The sequence below is a fragment of the Nonomuraea solani genome (assembly GCF_900108335.1).
Taxonomy (GTDB): Bacteria; Actinomycetota; Actinomycetes; order Streptosporangiales; family Streptosporangiaceae; genus Nonomuraea; species Nonomuraea solani.
This window is the reverse complement of the sequence record NZ_FNVT01000006.1, coordinates 360303-376641: the sequence shown is the minus strand read 5'-3', so window position 1 is coordinate 376641 and position 16339 is coordinate 360303. Positions and strand designations below refer to the sequence as shown.

The 16339-nt window shown below is 72.1% G+C and carries 13 protein-coding genes; 5 read left to right on the top strand and 8 right to left on the bottom strand.

Translation table 11 applies throughout. The features are described from left to right. Positions 1–313 precede the first annotated feature (313 nt). Positions 314–928, top strand: coding sequence for a hypothetical protein (locus tag C4V41_RS24555; RefSeq protein ID WP_103958258.1), 615 nt, complete (start codon positions 314–316; stop codon positions 926–928). 3 nt (positions 929–931) lie between these two features. Here C4V41_RS24555 and C4V41_RS24550 read toward each other — a convergent pair whose 3' ends face one another. Then, a complete protein-coding gene (locus tag C4V41_RS24550; RefSeq protein ID WP_103958257.1) occupies positions 932–2188 on the bottom strand; it encodes a helix-turn-helix domain-containing protein in 1257 nt (418 codons plus the stop codon). A gap of 95 nt (positions 2189–2283) precedes the next feature. Here C4V41_RS24550 and C4V41_RS24545 point away from each other — a divergent pair, with 95 nt between their 5' ends. Then, positions 2284–3480, top strand: coding sequence for a serine/threonine-protein kinase (locus C4V41_RS24545; RefSeq protein WP_103958256.1), 1197 nt, complete (start codon positions 2284–2286; stop codon positions 3478–3480). Beyond that, positions 3477–3872, top strand: a complete 396-nt coding sequence (locus C4V41_RS24540; protein WP_103958255.1) for an NUDIX hydrolase — start codon at positions 3477–3479, stop codon at positions 3870–3872. Before C4V41_RS24545 ends, C4V41_RS24540 begins: the two co-directional genes overlap by 4 nt. 55 nt (positions 3873–3927) lie before the next feature. Here the strand turns inward: C4V41_RS24540 and C4V41_RS24535 are convergent, their stop codons facing one another. From C4V41_RS24535 to C4V41_RS24520, 4 genes are read right to left on the bottom strand one after another with little or no spacing between them, the layout of a single operon-like run. Continuing rightward, positions 3928–4905, bottom strand: coding sequence for a Ppx/GppA phosphatase family protein (locus C4V41_RS24535; RefSeq protein ID WP_103958254.1), 978 nt, complete (start codon positions 4903–4905; stop codon positions 3928–3930). 43 nt (positions 4906–4948) lie between these two features. Next, positions 4949–6763, bottom strand: a complete 1815-nt coding sequence (locus C4V41_RS24530) for an alpha/beta fold hydrolase (protein WP_103958253.1) — start codon at positions 6761–6763, stop codon at positions 4949–4951. Continuing rightward, positions 6763–8550 carry an N-acetylglutaminylglutamine amidotransferase gene (locus C4V41_RS24525; protein WP_103958252.1) on the bottom strand — a complete coding sequence of 596 codons (1788 nt, stop codon included), beginning with the start codon at positions 8548–8550 and terminating at the stop codon, positions 6763–6765. The genes C4V41_RS24530 and C4V41_RS24525 overlap by 1 nt, the downstream gene beginning before the upstream one ends. A 10-nt stretch (positions 8551–8560) precedes the next feature. Beyond that, on the bottom strand, positions 8561–9736 hold the full coding sequence (locus C4V41_RS24520) for a carboxylate-amine ligase (RefSeq protein ID WP_235030357.1): 1176 nt from the start codon (positions 9734–9736) through the stop codon (positions 8561–8563). A 222-nt stretch (positions 9737–9958) separates the two neighbouring features. Between C4V41_RS24520 and C4V41_RS24515 the strand changes: the two genes are divergently transcribed. Further along, positions 9959–10192: a hypothetical protein gene (locus C4V41_RS24515; protein ID WP_103958250.1), complete on the top strand. Its 234-nt coding sequence runs from the start codon at positions 9959–9961 to the stop codon at positions 10190–10192. Between the two features lie 9 nt (positions 10193–10201). After that, on the top strand, positions 10202–10774 hold the full coding sequence (locus C4V41_RS24510; RefSeq protein ID WP_103958249.1) for a TetR/AcrR family transcriptional regulator: 573 nt from the start codon (positions 10202–10204) through the stop codon (positions 10772–10774). Between the two features lie 5 nt (positions 10775–10779). On the opposite strand, the gene C4V41_RS24505 is transcribed toward C4V41_RS24510, so the two are convergent. The 3 genes from C4V41_RS24505 to C4V41_RS24495 form a co-directional block, all read right to left on the bottom strand. Continuing rightward, positions 10780–13068: a polysaccharide lyase 8 family protein gene (locus C4V41_RS24505; protein WP_103958248.1), complete on the bottom strand. Its 2289-nt coding sequence runs from the start codon at positions 13066–13068 to the stop codon at positions 10780–10782. Between the two features lie 92 nt (positions 13069–13160). Next, positions 13161–14489: an FAD-binding oxidoreductase gene (locus C4V41_RS24500; RefSeq protein WP_103958247.1), complete on the bottom strand. Its 1329-nt coding sequence runs from the start codon at positions 14487–14489 to the stop codon at positions 13161–13163. After that, positions 14486–16336 carry an ABC transporter ATP-binding protein gene (locus tag C4V41_RS24495; RefSeq protein WP_200824193.1) on the bottom strand — a complete coding sequence of 617 codons (1851 nt, stop codon included), beginning with the start codon at positions 16334–16336 and terminating at the stop codon, positions 14486–14488. The genes C4V41_RS24500 and C4V41_RS24495 overlap by 4 nt, the downstream gene beginning before the upstream one ends. Positions 16337–16339 lie beyond the last annotated feature (3 nt).

The window sequence follows — 16339 nt, the reverse complement described above, 5'->3', positions numbered from 1 at the left end:
CGGCCGACCGTGTTCCATCAACTGCAGGGCAGCTGGAACAGTGCGGTCGTCAGGGTGCTGAGTGCGTACCTGGCATAGCGCAGGCTCATTCTGACCACAGGTTCCTCCATTCCGATGGAGGCGATCGCCTCCGGGCCAACGATCGCGGCGGACTCCACAATGGCTCCACACGCGCACCACATGCGCGAGTCCTCTCGGCTCCCCTCGGTGGGCCGCAGGACGGGACTGTCCCGGCCGCCCGGCCGGCTGGCGGGCCGGGACGACGGCGAGGTGCCATGGCAACCACCGCCCATCACTCGGAAAGGGTGCGCCCATGATCAGGAAACTCGGCCGCCTTCTCACCACGCTGGTGGCCGCCGCTCTCATCGTCGGCCTGACGTCGTTACTCCCCCCTCGCGCGGACGCCGAGGTCGCGTCGAAGCCGGCCGCCTCCGGCAGCCTGGCCGACCACTGCAGCCCGTACACCAACGCGCAGTTCTGGCACACGAGCGTGCGCTGGGGACGGGTACGCGAACGAGTCTGCGTCGAGGAGAACTCACGCCGTCAGGTGCGGGCGGTCGCCCAGTTCGCGGTCGACTGGCCCCGCCGCTGCACACTGTCGGCGGGCCTGCCCCCGCAGGTGTCGGGCACGTGCGACAGCAACGCCTACAGGTTCAGGAGCCTCAGCATCAAGAGCCTCCGCATCGTCTTCGGCTACACCGCGCCGAACGGGGTGCGCAGGAACGGGCTCGTCTGCAAATTCGAGTCACGATGGAACGTCGTCAACGTCGACGGCAGAAGTGACACCAAGCGCTGCTGGTCGAGCTGGCGCCCGAAGCTCAGGGGAACCTACCGGGTCAGGATCGACTACATAGAGGCGGACGTGTTCGACGACGGCCAGGGCTACAAGAAGCTCGCGCCGATCTCCGACACCTTCGTCCTCACCTGACGCTCAAAGGGTTCGGAGCACCGCTTCCGCGATCGCCCGGCTGTAGCGAATCACGCCGGGCGATCGCACCATGCAGTGGCCGGACTTCTCGGGTGCGAGGCACAGCGGATACTCGCTTTTTTCCGGATGGATTCTCGCGACGCCGCCGAACGCCTCGGGAAGGGTGCACAGGTCATAAAGGCGCTCTTCCTCATTGCACGGAAGATACTGCGTCCAGGTGTAGCGGCCTTTCGGAATGTGCTTGTAGAAGTAGACCTCCATGCTGATCTCTCTGCCGGCGTCGATCACATGACCCTCGCCGAGGTCGTTGACCAGCCGCTGGTAGACGTCCCGGTTGAGGCGAAGGGCCCGGTTGGGATCGCTCTTGTCGGGTCCCTGCAGAACCCACATGATCTTCGGCGGGGTCGTTTCGCCGGTCGCGTACTCCGCGTACCCCTGTTTGATCTGCTCGACGGCCCGGCGCGCGGCCTCGTAATAGTGATCGAAATAAGGGCCGGTGCCGAACTTCGCCCCCGTGCATTCCGACACGAAGCCCCAGAACTGGAGCACGACCAGCCTCGGCCTGACCTGGTCGACGAGGGCCGGCAGCCGGCCGTCCGCGGGGATGCCGGAGCGGGCGCCGTCCAGGAAGTCGCAGAGCGCCGCCTCGGGGCGGGCGGCGACCGTCACCGCGCTCCGGCCGCTGGTGTGCAGGAAGTAGGTGAGCGCCGCGGCGGTCTCGGTCGCGAGGGAGTCACCGACATAGAGGACCGGCGCACCGCCCAGCGGGGGCGGCGGTGGCCGGCGCAGAGTCGCGGGGGCGGGCGGGGCGATGCCGGTCAGGGCCGGGGAGGGCGTGGCGCCCGCCCGGCTCTGCGCGGGACCCCGGCTCACGAACCAGATGCCCCCGGCCACGATCAGGGCCAGCCCGATGCCGATGACGATCGGTAATCGCCTGAGGCGTACGCGCGAAGGAGGGGGATCCTCGGCGGGGCCGCCTCCCGCGATCCGGCGGCGGACCCGTACCCACTCCTCCGCCTCGCCCTGGTCGCAGCCGCAGGCGCGGACGAAGGCCACCACCAGGAGTTCCGACGGAAGCCGGCCGCGATCCAGCGCGTTGCTGATCGTGGTGCGCGGCAGGGCGAGCCCGCACCGCTCCGCCTGCTTCTCCATCTGCCGGTAGCTCAGGCCGCTCCAGTCCTTCAACCGGCGCAGCGCCGCCACGAACTCCGTGGGCGTCGTCGCTCCCTCAGGCGACGGCCGCTCACCCTCTGAAGTCATCCCGCCTCCACCGGAACCCGCGACCTCGAAAGTGCTCGGATATCAGTAGACCAGGCGGGCGCTTGGGAGCGCGGTGATCGGGTAGATCGCGCGCTATGTCGGTTTCGCAGGGATATCGGGGTTGGTTGCTGGACGGCCGCTACCGGCTGCAGGCCGAACTCGGCCGGGGCGGCATGGGCCGGGTCTGGCGCGGCCACGACGAGCTGCTCGATCGCCCGGTCGCCGTCAAAGAGGTCACCCTCGACCAGCAGCCGCAGCGCGAACGCGAGGTGCTGCTGGGCCGCACGATGAGCGAGGCCCGCCTGGCCGCCCGGCTGTCGCATCCGCACATCGCCACCGTGTACGACGTGGTGGTGGCCGACGAGCGGCCCTGGATCGTGCTGCAGCTGGTACGCGCCCCCACCCTGGCCGACGTGCTGGCCGAACGCGGGCCCCTGCCGCTCGCCGACGTGGTCAGGATCGGCCTTCAGGTGCTGGAGGCGCTGCGGGCGGCACACGCCGCCGGCATCGTGCACCGCGACGTCAAACCGGCCAACATCCTCCTGGACGACGACGGCCGGCACGCGGTCCTGACCGACTTCGGCCTGGCCACCAGCCTGGAGCGGCCGGTCCAGAGCGGTCTCACCCAGGCGGGCATCGTGGTCGGCACCCCCGCCTACATCGCCCCCGAACGCGCCCGCGGCGCGGCCCCGACCCCCGAGAGCGACCTGTGGTCGCTGGGCGTCACGCTGTACACCGCGGTCGAGGGCCACTGCCCGTTCGAGCAGGGCAGCGCCCTGGCCACCATCAGCGCCGTCCTCACCGCGGATCCGGCCCCCTTCGAACACGCCGGCTCGCTGGCGCCCCTCCTGGCCGGCCTGCTGGCCAAGGACCCGGCCCGCCGCACCGGTATCGACGCCGCCCACCGGCGCCTGCGCCGTCTCACCGCCGCCCCCATCGAGCAGCCGCCGCCCGATCCCGCCGCCGGGCGCCGGCCTTGGGTCAAGTACGCGCGGCCCGCGGCGGCGGCCCTGATCGCCGGTGTGCTGGCGGTCACCCTCTGGCCGGGCGAGCAGGGCGGCGCGCCCGCCGCCGAGCGGCCCTCCTCCGGCACGCCCGCCACCTCGGCCCCGGCCACCGCGGACCTGCGGGCACAACGCGTGTCCATCGAACGCGGCACTTCGACCGATCGGCACCGCCCCGCCCGCACCCCTGCGGTGACGGACTTCGTGCCCCCGGGGCAGGCCAAGAAGGTCACCGGCAAGAATGGTCAGGTCAAGCACGGACACGGCAAAGGCGGGGCCAAACGGTGACCATCGACAAGATCGCCTGGATCCATCTGGACCACGGCAAGATCCTGAGCACCCGCTCACGGGGCAAGGACGCCTACTACATCCCCGGCGGCAAACGCGAACCCGGTGAAACCGACCTCGACACGCTCGTTCGCGAGATCGGCGAGGAGCTCTCCGTCACCATCGTCCCCGCCACCGCCACCCACGTCGGCACCTACCAGGCCCAGGCGCACGGCCACGCCGACGGCGTCACCGTACAGATGACCTGCTACACCGCCGACCACCACGGAGAGCCGACGCCGAGCAGCGAGATCGAGGAGGTCATCTGGCTGACCTACGCCGACCGGGACCGGGTGTCCCCGGTCGACCAGGTCATCTTCGATCACCTGCACGAGACCGGGCGACTCCACTGACGTTCCCCGCCGGATCCGGTGTACGGCGCGGTGCCGGCACTGACGGTGAACCGGCTCAGGCGCTCTCGCCCTTGATCGCGAACAGGTGCCGCACCTGACCGGCCGAGTGACGGAGCCGGTCCAGCAGGATGCCCTCGCGTAACGCCCAAGGGCAGATCTGCACGCTCGTCAGGTCCAGGGCGGCCAGCGTGGCGTCGGCGACGATGGCGCCGGCGAGGATCTGCCGGGCGCGGGCGGCCGAGACGCCGGGAAGCTGCGCCCGCTGTACGGGAGTCCGGCCGGCCAGCAGTTCGATGGCCTGGCGCAGGTCGTCACGGCGGAGCTCACGGGTGACATGAAGCCCGTCCTTGGCCTTCGCCGCCCCGCACAGGCGGGCGAGCTGGGAGAAGGTCCTGGATGTGGCGACCGCCGTCGCCTGGCCGGCGCGGTGCCTGGCGGTGATCTCGCCGACGCCCTCGGCGAGCACGGATTCCACGTGCTCGCGCAGCCGCCGCCGGTGTTTCTTCTTCACGCGCTCGGGGTCCGGCAGGCGGTGGCGGGTCAGCCGGCCGGCGCCCAAGGGGAGGGAGAGTGCCAGGTCAGGGGTTTCGCCGCCGCCGTAGGCGAGCTCCATGGACCCGCCGCCGATGTCGGCCAGCAGGATGGGCCCGGCGGACCAGCCGTACCAGCGCCGGGCGGCCAGGAACGTCAGCCGGGCCTCCTGCTCGGCGTCCAGGTAGCCGACGCGGACGCCGGTGACGGCCTGGATCTCCGCCAGGATCGGATCACGGTTGGCGGCGTCGCGGATGGCGGCGGTGGCGAACGGCAGCAGTTCGTGCACCCGGTGATGCGCGGCGACGGCGGCGGCCTCGCCCACGGCCTCGGTCAGCCGGTCGATCCCGGCCCGCCCGACGAACCCCTCCCGGTCGATCACCTCGGCCAGCCGGACCTGGCGCTTCAGCGTGGCCACCGGTTGCGGCGGGTGGCCCGCCGCGAGGTCCGCGATGCGCAGATGGGCGGTGTTGGAACCGATGTCGAGCACGCCTAATCGCATGGCCCAAGCGCTACCCCGCCCCGGGCCCGACCAATCTCCGTCATCAGGGGCAGAGCCGGCCCGCCAGCCAGTCCACGACCTTGGTCACGAAGCTGATCCGGTTGGAGATGTGCCGGATCTCGTGGCCTTCGTCCTGGAAGATGAGGTGATCGCAGGGGACGTGGAGGGCGGTGGCCGCCCTGATCACCTGCTCGGCCTCGTACAGGGGGACGTTGGTGTCCTGGGCTCCGTGGACCACCAGGACGGGGGCGGTGAGCCGGTCGAGGGCGCGCAGGGGTGACAGGGCGCGGAGCAGGTCGCGGTCGGTGTCCGGGTGGCCGTACTCGCTGATCGCGGCCGCCGCGATCCAGGGCTCGGTGCGGGCGTAGAAGGTCTCGAAGTCGGCGATGCCGCTCACGGTCACGCCGGCGCGGAAAAGGCGCGGGTGGGTGACGAGGGCGGCCAGGGTGAGGTAGCCGCCGTACGACCAGCCCATGCAGGCCAGCCGGTACGGGTCGCCGGCGCCCAGCCGCACCAGCTCGGCCGCGCAGTCGGCCACGTCGTTCACCGCGTGGAAGCGCAGCTCGCGGTCGTCGGCCTGGCGGAAGGCGCGGCCGTACCCGCCGGAGCCGCGCACGTTCGGGGCGAGCACGCCGATCCCGGCGGCCAGCAGGTTCTGGAAGAGGGGGTTGAACGTGGGCCGCTCCTGGTCTTCTGGGCCGCCGTGCAGGAACAGCACGAACGGAGCCGGCCCCTGCGCGTGCGGCGGCCGGTAGAGCCAGGCCGCCAGTTCGAGGCCGTCGCGGGCCGGGAAACGTACCAGCTCGGCGCCGGCCGCCGCGGGCAGCCGGCCGGCGCCCGCCGCGTGCCGGTAGCCGCCCCGGTCGAGGTCGCACAGCAGGACGTGCGAGGGCTCCTGCGGACTCTCGGCGGCCAGCGCGGCGAGGGTGCCGTCCCAGCCGATCCGGGCCGAGGTGACCACGTCGGCGGGCGGCGGCGGGAGGTGCCGGAGCTCGGACGTCTCCAGCTCCAGGACGTCCAGCTCGGAGCGGCCGTGCGTGTTCCACACGAGCAGCGCGCGGCACCCGTCGGCGCTCAGCGCGAACCGGTCCAGCTCCGCGTCCTGGCGTTCGGCCAGCACGACGGCCCCGGCGTCCTGGCGTACCGCCAGCAGTGCGGACCGGTCGCGGCCGGCGTCCGACACCAGGTAGGCGGTCCGGCCGTCGGGGGAGAGCGCTCCGTCGTCGGTGGACCCCGGCAGCCCTGGCAGCAGCCGCCGCTCACCGCTCGGCAGGTGCGCGCCGAGCGCCTCGGCGGCCAGGTCGGCCGCGTACATGTGCCGGCGGCCCCGCGGCCCCCGCCGCAGCAGCATCTTCGCGTGGTCGCGGCTGACGGCGGCCGGCCTCAGCAGCGGGCCGGCCGCGATGACCTGGCGGCCGCCGGTGACCGCGTCGATGAGCACGGCCCGGGTCACGCCGTCGGCCGACGTCTCGGCCACCAGGAGCGTCTCGCCGCGTCCCGTCCAGCGCACCAGCGTGGCCGAGCCGCCGTCGGGCGCGGCGAGCAGGCGCAGGTCGCCGCCGTGCGGCTGGACGGTCCACACCTGGGTGTGCTCGCCGCCGCCGGGGGCCACGAGGACGGCCAGGTGTGTCCCGGTCGGCGCCCAGCTCACGTCGGCCGCCGGCTGCGGCCCGGTGTCGACGGCCCACGGCTCGGCCTCCCCCTGAAGGGGCTGGATCCACACCCGTGGGGAGCCGTCCTGGTCGCTGACGAAGGCCACGGCGCTGTTGTCCGGCGCCAAGGCGGGAGCCACGCAGCTCCACGCGGTCAGGCTTTCGGCGGCGGGCAGGTGCGACGGGCCCCCGATGGTCTGAACCATCACACGTCGTGCGCCTGCAGCCACAGCTCCAGCAGGCCGAGCTGCCACAGGGTGTTCACGCCGGTCGTCGCCCTGTCCTGTTCGGGGTCGGCCAGCAGGCGGTCCACGTAGTCCCGACGGAACAACCCCCGCTCGCGGGCGGCCCGGCCGGTCAGCGCGTCGCGTACGAGGTCGAGCAGCGCCCCCTCGACGTGCCGGATGGCCGGAACCGGGAAATACCCCTTGGGCCGGTCGATCACCTGGGCCGGCAGCAGCGGCCGGGCGGCGTCCTTGAGCACGCCCTTGCCGCCGTGAGCCAGCTTGAGCTCGGCGGGACAGGCCGCGGCCAGCTCCACCAGCTCATGATCGAGGAACGGCGTGCGCGCCTCCAGCCCGTGCGCCATCGTCATGTTGTCGACCCGCTTGACCGGATCGTCCACCAGCATGGCGGTCGTCTCCAGCCGCAGGACGGCGTCCAGCGCGGTGTCGGCGCCCGGCCTGGCCAGGTGGGCGCGGACGAAGTCACCGCTGGCGTCGTGGTCCAGCAGGCGGTCAGGCGACAGGATCGCGGCCAGCCCTTCGTGGGGCCGGTCGAAGAACGCGCGGGCGTAGACGTCGGCGGCCTGCTCGCGCGCCACCTCGGCCAGCGGCGGGAACCAGCTGTAGCCGGCGAACACCTCGTCGGCCCCCTGGCCCGACTGCACCACCTTGACGTGCTCGGCGACCTCCTGCGACAGCAGGTAGAAGGCGACGCAGTCGTGGCTGACCATCGGCTCGCTCATCGCCCGCACCGCGTCCGTCAGCCCGTCCAGCAGGCGGGTGTCCGGGATCCGGATGCGGTGGTGGTCGGTGCCGAAACGCTGCGCGATCAGGTCCGAGTAGACGAACTCGTCGCCCTGCTCGCCGCCGGCCGGCTCGAAGCCGATGCTGAACGTGGCCAGGCCCTCCTGCCTCTCCTCGGCCAGCAGCGCGACGATGAGGCTGGAGTCGAGGCCGCCGGAGAGCAGCACGCCCACGGGCACGTCCGCGACCATCCGCCTGCGGACCGCCGTGCGCAGCGCGCCCAGAATGGCCTCGCGCCACTCCTCGCCGCTCAGCCCGGCGTGCTCCGGCAAGGCGCCGCGCGTGTGGGGCGGGTCCCAGTAGCGGTGTTCGGTGCCGCCGCCGTCCGCCTCGATGACCCGTACCGTAGCCGGGGGTAGTTTGCGCACCCCGTTCAGGATCGTGCGCTCGCCGGGCACCAGCGCGTGGAAGGTCATGTAGTGGTGCAGCGCCACCGGATCGATGCTCGTGTCCACCTCGCCGGCGGCCAGCAGGGCGGGCAGGGAGGAGGCGAAGCGCAGCCGCCGGGCGTTCTCGGAGAGGTACATCGGCTTGATGCCGAGCCGGTCACGGCCCAGCGTGAGCCGGCCCGTGTCACGCTCGGAGACGGCGAAGGCGAACATGCCCTTGAAATGGTCGACGCACTCCGGCCCCCACCGGTGGAAAGCCTTCATCAGCACCTCGGTGTCGGAGGTGGAGTAGAAGCGGTAGCCCGCGCCGCGCAGCTCCTCTCGCAGCTCGCCGTAGTTGTACAGGCAGCCGTTGAACACCACGGCCAGCCCCAGCTCGCCGTCCACCATCGGCTGGGCGGCCTTCTCCGACAGGTCGATGATCTTCAATCGGCGGTGGCCGAGCGCCACCGGCCCCCGCGACCACAGACCCGAGCCGTCCGGGCCGCGCTCGTGCATCACCTCGGTCATCCGGCCGACGTCCCCCATGTCCGCCTCGGCGCCGTCGAAGCGCAGCTCACCGCTCAATCCGCACATGCCGGCCCTCTCAAGACGCCGCGGACCGGTAGGCGGGCGGATCGTCCGCGGGCCGGTCCCAGTCGCAGGCGCGGGTCTCGGCCAGCAGCAGGTTCACGACGTCGGCCAGCCGTCCCCGGCGGGCGAACGCGCGCCGCTGGCGCTCCGCGGAGCTTCCCCTGGCCAGTGCCTCGCCGGCCAGCCCGGAGACGAGCTCCCAGTCGCCCGACTCCTCCAGTTGCGGCCGCAGGCCCTCGACCAGGCGCCGGATCACGACGGGCGCCGGTCGCGGCACGCCGCCCACCGGGTCGATCAGCTCACCCTCCAGCCCCGCGCGCGCGGCCTGCCAGGTCGCCGCGCGTACCGCCGCCAGGTGCACGTCGCGCTCCACCCCCTGGCGCACCGCCTCCACCTCCCGGGCCACCAGGGCGCGGAACAGGCCGGCGATCAGCACGATGTCCTGGACCCGGGGGCAGGAGTCGCAGATGCGCAGCTCGACCGTGGGCACGTGCTGCGACGGCCGGATGTCGGAGTAGATCATCCCGGGGTCACTGATGACGCCCGACCGGATGAGTTCGTTGATCATGTCCTCGTACTCGGCGGCGGAGTCGTACTTGGCGATCGGGCCGGCGGTGGGCCAGCGCTGCCACACGAGGCTGCGGTAGCTGGCATAGCCGGTGTCCTCGCCGTCCCAGTAGGGCGAGCTGGCCGACAGCGCCAGGAGCGGGGGCAGCCACGGCGCCAGCCGGTGCGCCACCGCGACGGCCAGGTCGGGGTCGCTCACCTCCGCGTGCACGTGCGTGCCGCAGATCAGTTGCTCTCGCGTGAGCTGCTGGTAGTCGCTGAGCATCCGCTCGTAGCGCGGCTCCGGTGACACCTTCAGCTCGCCCATGTCGGCCAGCGGGGCGCTGCCCGCCGCGTTGATCCCGAGCTCCACCGTGTCGGCCTGCCGGATCAGCTGCCCGCGCAGGTCGCACAGGTCGCGCGCCAGATCCTCCAGCGCCAGGAAAGGCGCGCTGTTGGACTCCACCGTCGAACGCTGCAGCTCCTGCGCGAAGCTTCCCTCGGGCAGCGCCTCCAGCAGCAGATCGGCTCGTGCCGTCAGACGGTGGGTACGGAGGTCGACGACATGGAACTCCTCCTCCACACCCACCCGAATCGCTTCCTCGTCCCCCTCCACGACCATCACCCCCGGTAGATCCGACACGTACAGGTTTGTCTACTCCCCAGAAAACGGCCTTCCGCACGTGAAGGCCCAGTTGAGCCGGGTCGGCCGACGCCGGAGAGCAGGCCGCCGGAGAGCAGGACATCGGCGAGCAAGGGGCGGGGGCGCTTTCCGCCGCGTCGGCTCGGCTTGCCTGGGCGTCAGCCACGGATCCCACGGCCGGACGGCGGTATTCCGCCGGCGCTCGGTGTGCTTGACTGTTCGATGAGCCGGGCGAACTATCTTGTTCTGGGCGCGATTCCCCTTCTGCCGGCCAATTGGTATGTCGTTGCCATGATCATGGGGCGCGACTGTGTCCGGTATGAGGGCGGCAACATCACCGAATGCGGTGGCGGGTTTTCCGAGGAGCAGATGTCCGCCGGAGCGGGAGTGATCGCGCTGGTGTTGTTCGTCATCCAGATGGGGCTGATCGTTCTGGTGACGCGGCGTACGCGATAAGATACGCGGGTGGATCGTAGTCGGCGGCGGGGTCTTGAGCTGGAGGGCGCGCTGCTCGATGCCGCGTGGGACGTGCTGGTCGAGCACGGCTATCACGGCTTCACCTACGAGGCGGTCGCCGCCCGTGCCGGGACGAGCCGACCGGTGCTCTACCGGCGCTGGCCGCGGCGCGACGACCTGCTGCTGGCCACGCTCACCACATACTGGCAGCCGATCGCGGTGCCCGACACCGGGAGTCTGCGCGAGGACGCGGTCGGGTTCCTGCGCAACGCCGATGCCGACCGCGCGGGCATGATCTCGGTGATGAGCGTGCAGTTGGAGGGCTACTTCCGCGACACCGGGACCAGCCTCGGCGAGCTACGAGACGCTCTCGTGCCGCCGGGCCTGGCGAGCGCGTTCGAGATGATCGTCGCCCGCGCGGTCGAGCGCGGTGAGCTGCCCGACGTGCCGCGTTCGTCCCGCGTGGTGAATCTGCCGCTCGATCTGCTGCGTCACGACATGTTCCTGACGATGCGGGCGGTGCCCGACGAGTCGATCGTCGAGATCGTGGACGAGGTGTGGCTGCCCCTGCTCAGGGCCTGAGCCGGTCAGATGCGGACCACCGCCGTGCGGGCGTGGCCGCGGCTGCCACCGACCTCCACCTTGACCGACTTCTTCGACTTGCGCACGCCGCGGCTCTTCTCCTTGAGCGATTTCACCGGCCAGGGCAGCGAGATCTTCACCTCGTCGGCGGTTCTGGACGGGTCGGAGACCGCGAGCCGTACCTGCTGGTGGTCGCGGCGGATCAGCAGTGTGCAGGGGCCGTCGGCGGTGAGCGGGCCGTCCGGGGTCTTGACGGTGCCCGCGCGCCAGAAGACGGCGGCGAGCAGGTCGTCGCGGGAGATGGCCTGCACCGTGCCGGAGTTGGCGAGGATCTTGACCCGCCGGCCGTAGGTCTCGGTCTGCGCGCTGGAGGCGTCGGGCAGCACGGCGTAGGCGTAGCGCTTCTTGCGGGGATCGACGCCGTGGTCGATGAGGATCGTGGTGTAGTGCCGGGTGACAGGGGTTGTGTCGCCGCCGGTGGTCGCGCCCGTGTCGATGTCGCGCCAGCGGCCGGTGCGCTTCTTGCGGATCACCTTCGCGTCCGCGCCGTCGAGCAGCGCGTAGCCGGCCACCCCGGGCAGATGGATCCAGTCGTCGCCCCGGGTCAGCGGCGGATGCCCGTCGTGGGTGTTGCGGTTGTCCACGACGGTCTCGACGCGGCGGCCGTCGGAGGCGGTGATGCCGGTGCCGAGGGCGATCACGGCGTCATCGAGCAGGAACCACGCCTTCTTGGCCCGCAGCGAGGAGCCGTCGGCGATCAGCTTCATGGCCGCCACGCCGTACTCTCCGTCGAGCGCCACCCCGCCCGCCCACGGCGTGGGCGGCAGGCGGCGCTTGCCGTGCCGGAGCTTGGCGCGCCGGCGGGTGTCGACCGTCGTGCCCGGCAGCCGGTACGGGTCGATCGTGGGCCACAGGTCGTCGTTCCAGTGGGTGAGGTCGCCGGTGTAGAGGTAGGTCATGCCGTCGCCGGTGTACCAGCCGCGCAGGTTCTCCTCGTTCATGGCCTCGGCCGTGCCGATCCGCTGCGAGCTCATCGCGATCGCGTAGGACCAGGTGGGACGGTGGTGGACGACCCGGTCCATGTCGGCGAAGACCCACGTGCCCGTCGTACGCGGCCCGACCGGCACCGACAGGTCCTGCAGCAGGGCGTTGGCCTTCGCGATGCTCGCCGGCGACGCGAGCGTGTCGTACGGGATGGCCTGGTTGCGGGTGAGCCAGCCCTTCACCAGCGGCTTCCAGCGCCGGGCATGACCCTCGGGCGCCGCCTCCAGCAGGGTGAGGATGGCCTCGACCGTCTTCTGGCCCGAGTGGTAGTCGCGGTGGCCCTGCACTGAGATCTGCCGGCCGCGTACGCAGTCCATCATCAGCCCGTCGACCATGAACGGCACGAACGAGCGATCCACGAGATCGTAGACGTTGCCGATGTCGCGAATCTCCCACGGCGAGCTCGCGAGCATGGCGATCAGCTTGGCCACACTCTCCAGGTAGTCCACGCCGTAGCTGCCGTTGTACGGGTAGATGTCGTGCTGGATGAACGAGCCGTCACGGTAGAAGCCGTCGCCGGGGCCCCTGGTCGTCCGCAGCAGGTCGCCGACCGCGTTCCTGGCTCGCTTGATGAGGCGAGCGTCGTGGGTGAGCAGGCCGCGCATCGCCACCGCCATGGCCTTGCCCGCCCGGTTGGCGCCGGTCTCGACGACGCCCGGGTGGCTGACGCGGCGCTCCGGGTCGGGGCACCAGCGGCGCAGCGGGCGCAGCCAGCGTTTGAGGTCGTTCTTGGGCAGGCCGTCGTACATCAGGGCGCACGTGTCGGTCAGCGCGCGGGGGACGCCGATCTCCCACCAGTACCAGTTGCTGTCCCGCCGGTCGAGGTCCTCGTGGTAGGCGTGCTCGTACAGGAAGTCCAGCGCCCTGGCGGCGGTCTCGGCGACCCGCTCATCGCGGTGCATGGCGGTGCCCGGCGTGGCCCAGCCGAGCGCCAGCGTGCGCATCCGGTTGTAGGCGCGGTTGAAGTTGCCCGTACGGGGGTCGCCGAGCGGCAGGTCGGGCCAGAGGCTCGGGCGGCCGGGGGCCGGCTTCAGCTTGCGCAGCACAGCGTTGGCCGAGCCCTCGATCGCCTGCGTCTTCTCGTTATAGGCGGGGTCGTACGATCCACCGGCCAGCAGGCCCACCCATCGTTCCCGCGCGGCGTCGAACGCGGCGGTGCTGATCGCCTCAGCCGGTCTGTCCCACAGGGCGAGGCCGGCCACGGTCGCGGCGCCCAGCAGGGCGGACCGCCGACTGAGGGGGTGGATCATGAAGACCTTTCCGACAATCGGGCAAATATCAATCGAAAGGATCATATGTCGGCAGGCAGGTGGACCAGTTCGGAAGCGATAGGCAGGCCCGTTCAGCGCAGCGACTGCGCGAAACGGAACAGGCCGGCCGGGTCGTAGGCGGCCTTGACCGCACGAAGGCGCGGCAGGTTGGCCCCGTAGTACGCCTGCGCCCAGTTCTCCAGGTCGGCGTCGGGATAATTGGGATAGACCGCCCCCGAGGCCCAGGGCGACACCCGCTCCCATGACCGGCGTAGCCACGCGTGCGCGTCCAGCCGGCGGCCGTCGGTGGCGCGGAAGCCGACCTGGACGGCCTGCTTGAGCAGGAAACGCGGGGAACGGTGGACGAACGCGCTCGCGTCGGGGGCGACCCGGCCGATGGCGCCCGCCCAGGGCACGAACTCCAGATCCCGGATCTCGCCGTACACGCGGTCGGCGGCCAGCCGTTCCAGCAGGTCCTCGATGGCCGCCCTGGGCAGGTGGCCGTCGAAGAAGCCCGACCTGTTCAGCCGCAGCCCGGGCCGCTCACCGGACGGCAGCTCCGTGACGGCGCCCGCGCCGCCGTCGGCGTAGGCGTGGTGACAGGCGGCGTCGGCGCCCTCCAGACGGGTGAGCCGCAGGTCGTTCAGCGGCGCGAGGTCGCCGACCAGCTTTCCGGCCTGCTCCTCCGGACCCGCGACGACGCCGAAGAGCACGGCGTACGGCGGCTCCTCAGGGAAGTCGCCGGCGATGACCGCGATCTCCAGGTTGACCTCGTCCGGCGCTTCCGGCGCCCACTGTTGCCAGGCTTCGACGAGGTCGGCGGCGCGGCCGAAATCACAGACGGCCTGCACGGCGGTGACCGGCACGACGGGCCGGGTGCGCAGCGTCACCCGCGTGACCACGCCGAAATTGCCCCCGCCGGCTCCGCGCAGCGCCCACAGCAGGTCGTCCTCCGCCTCGACGCACCGCCCGTCGGCCAGGACCACCCGCGCGGCCAGCAGGTGGTCGGCGCCGAGCCCGTACAGGCGGCTGAACACGCCGTATCCGCCGCCCAGGACCGCTCCCGTCACACCGACCGCGGGACACCAGCCGCAGGGCACCATTTGCCCGGTTTCGGCCAGGCGCCGGGCCAGCTCGCCGACCCGCACGCCGGGGCCCACCTGTACGCTCTCCGCGCCGACCTCGATGTCCCTCATCGCGCCGAGGTCGACGAGCAGGCCGGTCGTGGAGGAGTGCTCGGCGAAGCTGTGGCCGCCGCCCCGCAGGGCGAACGGCATGCCGCGATCACGGACGTACTCCAGCACGCCCGCCACATCGGCCTCCGAGGCGGGGCAGGCGATGGCGGCGGGCAGGTCGTCGGTGAGCGTGCCGAGGAAGGCCTTGCGCCTGGCCTGGTAGCCGGGCTCGCCCGGGTGGATCATCGGCGGGCGGGCTTTCCGGTCTGCAGCGCGTACAGCTCGGCGTAGCGCCCCTGCAGAGCCAGCAGTTCCTCGTGGGTGCCCTCCTCGGCGATGCGCCCCTGGTGCAGCAGGTAGATGCGGTCGGCGTGCCGGACACTGGTCAGCCGGTGCGTGATCAGCAGCACGGTCCGCTCACCGGCGAGCCCGCGGAGCGTCTCGTAGACGGCGTACTCCGCCTTGGCGTCCAGCGGCGCGGTCGGCTCGTCCCAGATCAGCAGCGGTCCGTCGCGGAACAGCCCGCGCGCCACCGCCAGCCGCTGCCACTGCCCGGCCGACAGCTCGTGACCGCCCCTGAAGTGCCTGGACAGCAGCGTGCGCCACCCTGCGGGCATCCCGGCGACGACATCGTCGGCCGCGGCGAGCGAGGCGGCCTCGCGCAGGGCGTGGTCGCCCGGGTCGGGACGGTCGTGGCGGCCCATGCGGACGTTCGTCCTGGCGTCGTGCGGCCAGCGCACGGGGTGCTGCGGCACCAGGACCACCCGGTCGGCCAGCGTGTACGGATCCAGCCCCGCAGTGTCGAGCCCGTCCCACCGCACCGCGCCACTGGTGGGCCGGTACAACCCCGCCAGCACCCTGGCCAGCGTGGTCTTGCCCGAACCGTTCTCGCCGACCAGCGCGATCGTCTGCCCGGCGTGGATGGTCAGGTCGATCTCGCGGAGCGCCGGATTCAGGCTGCCGGGGTAGGTGAAGCCGACGCCGTGCAGGGTGATGCGCTCGGGGGAGCGCGGCGCCGCCGTGCCGCGCGACGGTCGTTTCCTGCGGTCGGCGTCGGCGAGGAAGTCGTGGTAGTCGGCCACGTACAGGGACTGTTCGAACAACTGGTTGGCGGCCTGGGCGAGCTGCCGCAGCGCCGCGGCCGCCACCCGGACGGCGATCACCGCGGTGCCCGCCGCGGCCAGCGCGATCCAGCCGGCGTGCAGCATCAGCCCGAGCACGGCCAGCACCCCGGCCATGGCGAGGCCGGCCATCGCGCGGCCCGCGGTCCTGACCCGCGCCATGGACAGCCCGACCTGCGTCTCCTTCTCCTTCAGCAGGTCGGCCACCTGGCGATATTCGGCCAGCACGTACGGCTCCGCCTGGCAGGCCCGCAACTCGCCCGCCGGATCCCGCTCGGTGGCCAGCTCGGCGAGCAGTTGCACCCGGCGGTTCAGCGTGACCATGCTGCGCATGCCCGCGTACCCGCGCTGTGCCGCCTTCAGCACCGCCCACGCCTCCGGGATCATGCCGACGACCAGCAGCGGCACCAGCAGCGGGTGCAGAACGGCCAGCCCCGCCACCGCGGCCGTCACCCCGCAGGTGGCCCCGAGCAGGTCGATGGTGTTGCCCACCGCGCGATCGAGGTGGAACAGCCCCCGGTCACGGGCCCGGTGCAGGCCGTCGTAGAAGTCGGCGTCGTCGAAGTCGGTCAGTTGCACGCCGAGGGCGGCGGCGAACAGCCGCTCCTCCGCCGTCCGCCGCAGCGCGGGCTCCAGCCGTGCCCTGGCCAGCTCGACCGCCGCCTCGGCCGCCCCGCGCAGCGCCAGCATGGCGGCGACCAGGGCCAGGCCGGGCGCCGCCGCCAGGAGCCGGTCGGGCGCCGTCCCGGCGGCGAGCAGCTCGTCCAGCACGCGCGCGGTCGCCAGCAGCCCGCTGGCCGTCGCGGCGCCGGCGGCGAGCTGCAGGACGAGGATGGTGAGCGCGGGCCGCCGCCCGCTCTGCCAGATGAGCCGCAGCACCGGGAGGGTGATCGCCGACAGTTGCCGTGGCGTGCGCCGGGCCCCGTCCGGCCGCTCCAGGTGCCAGTACGGAGTGACGAGCTCCTCGTCCACGTG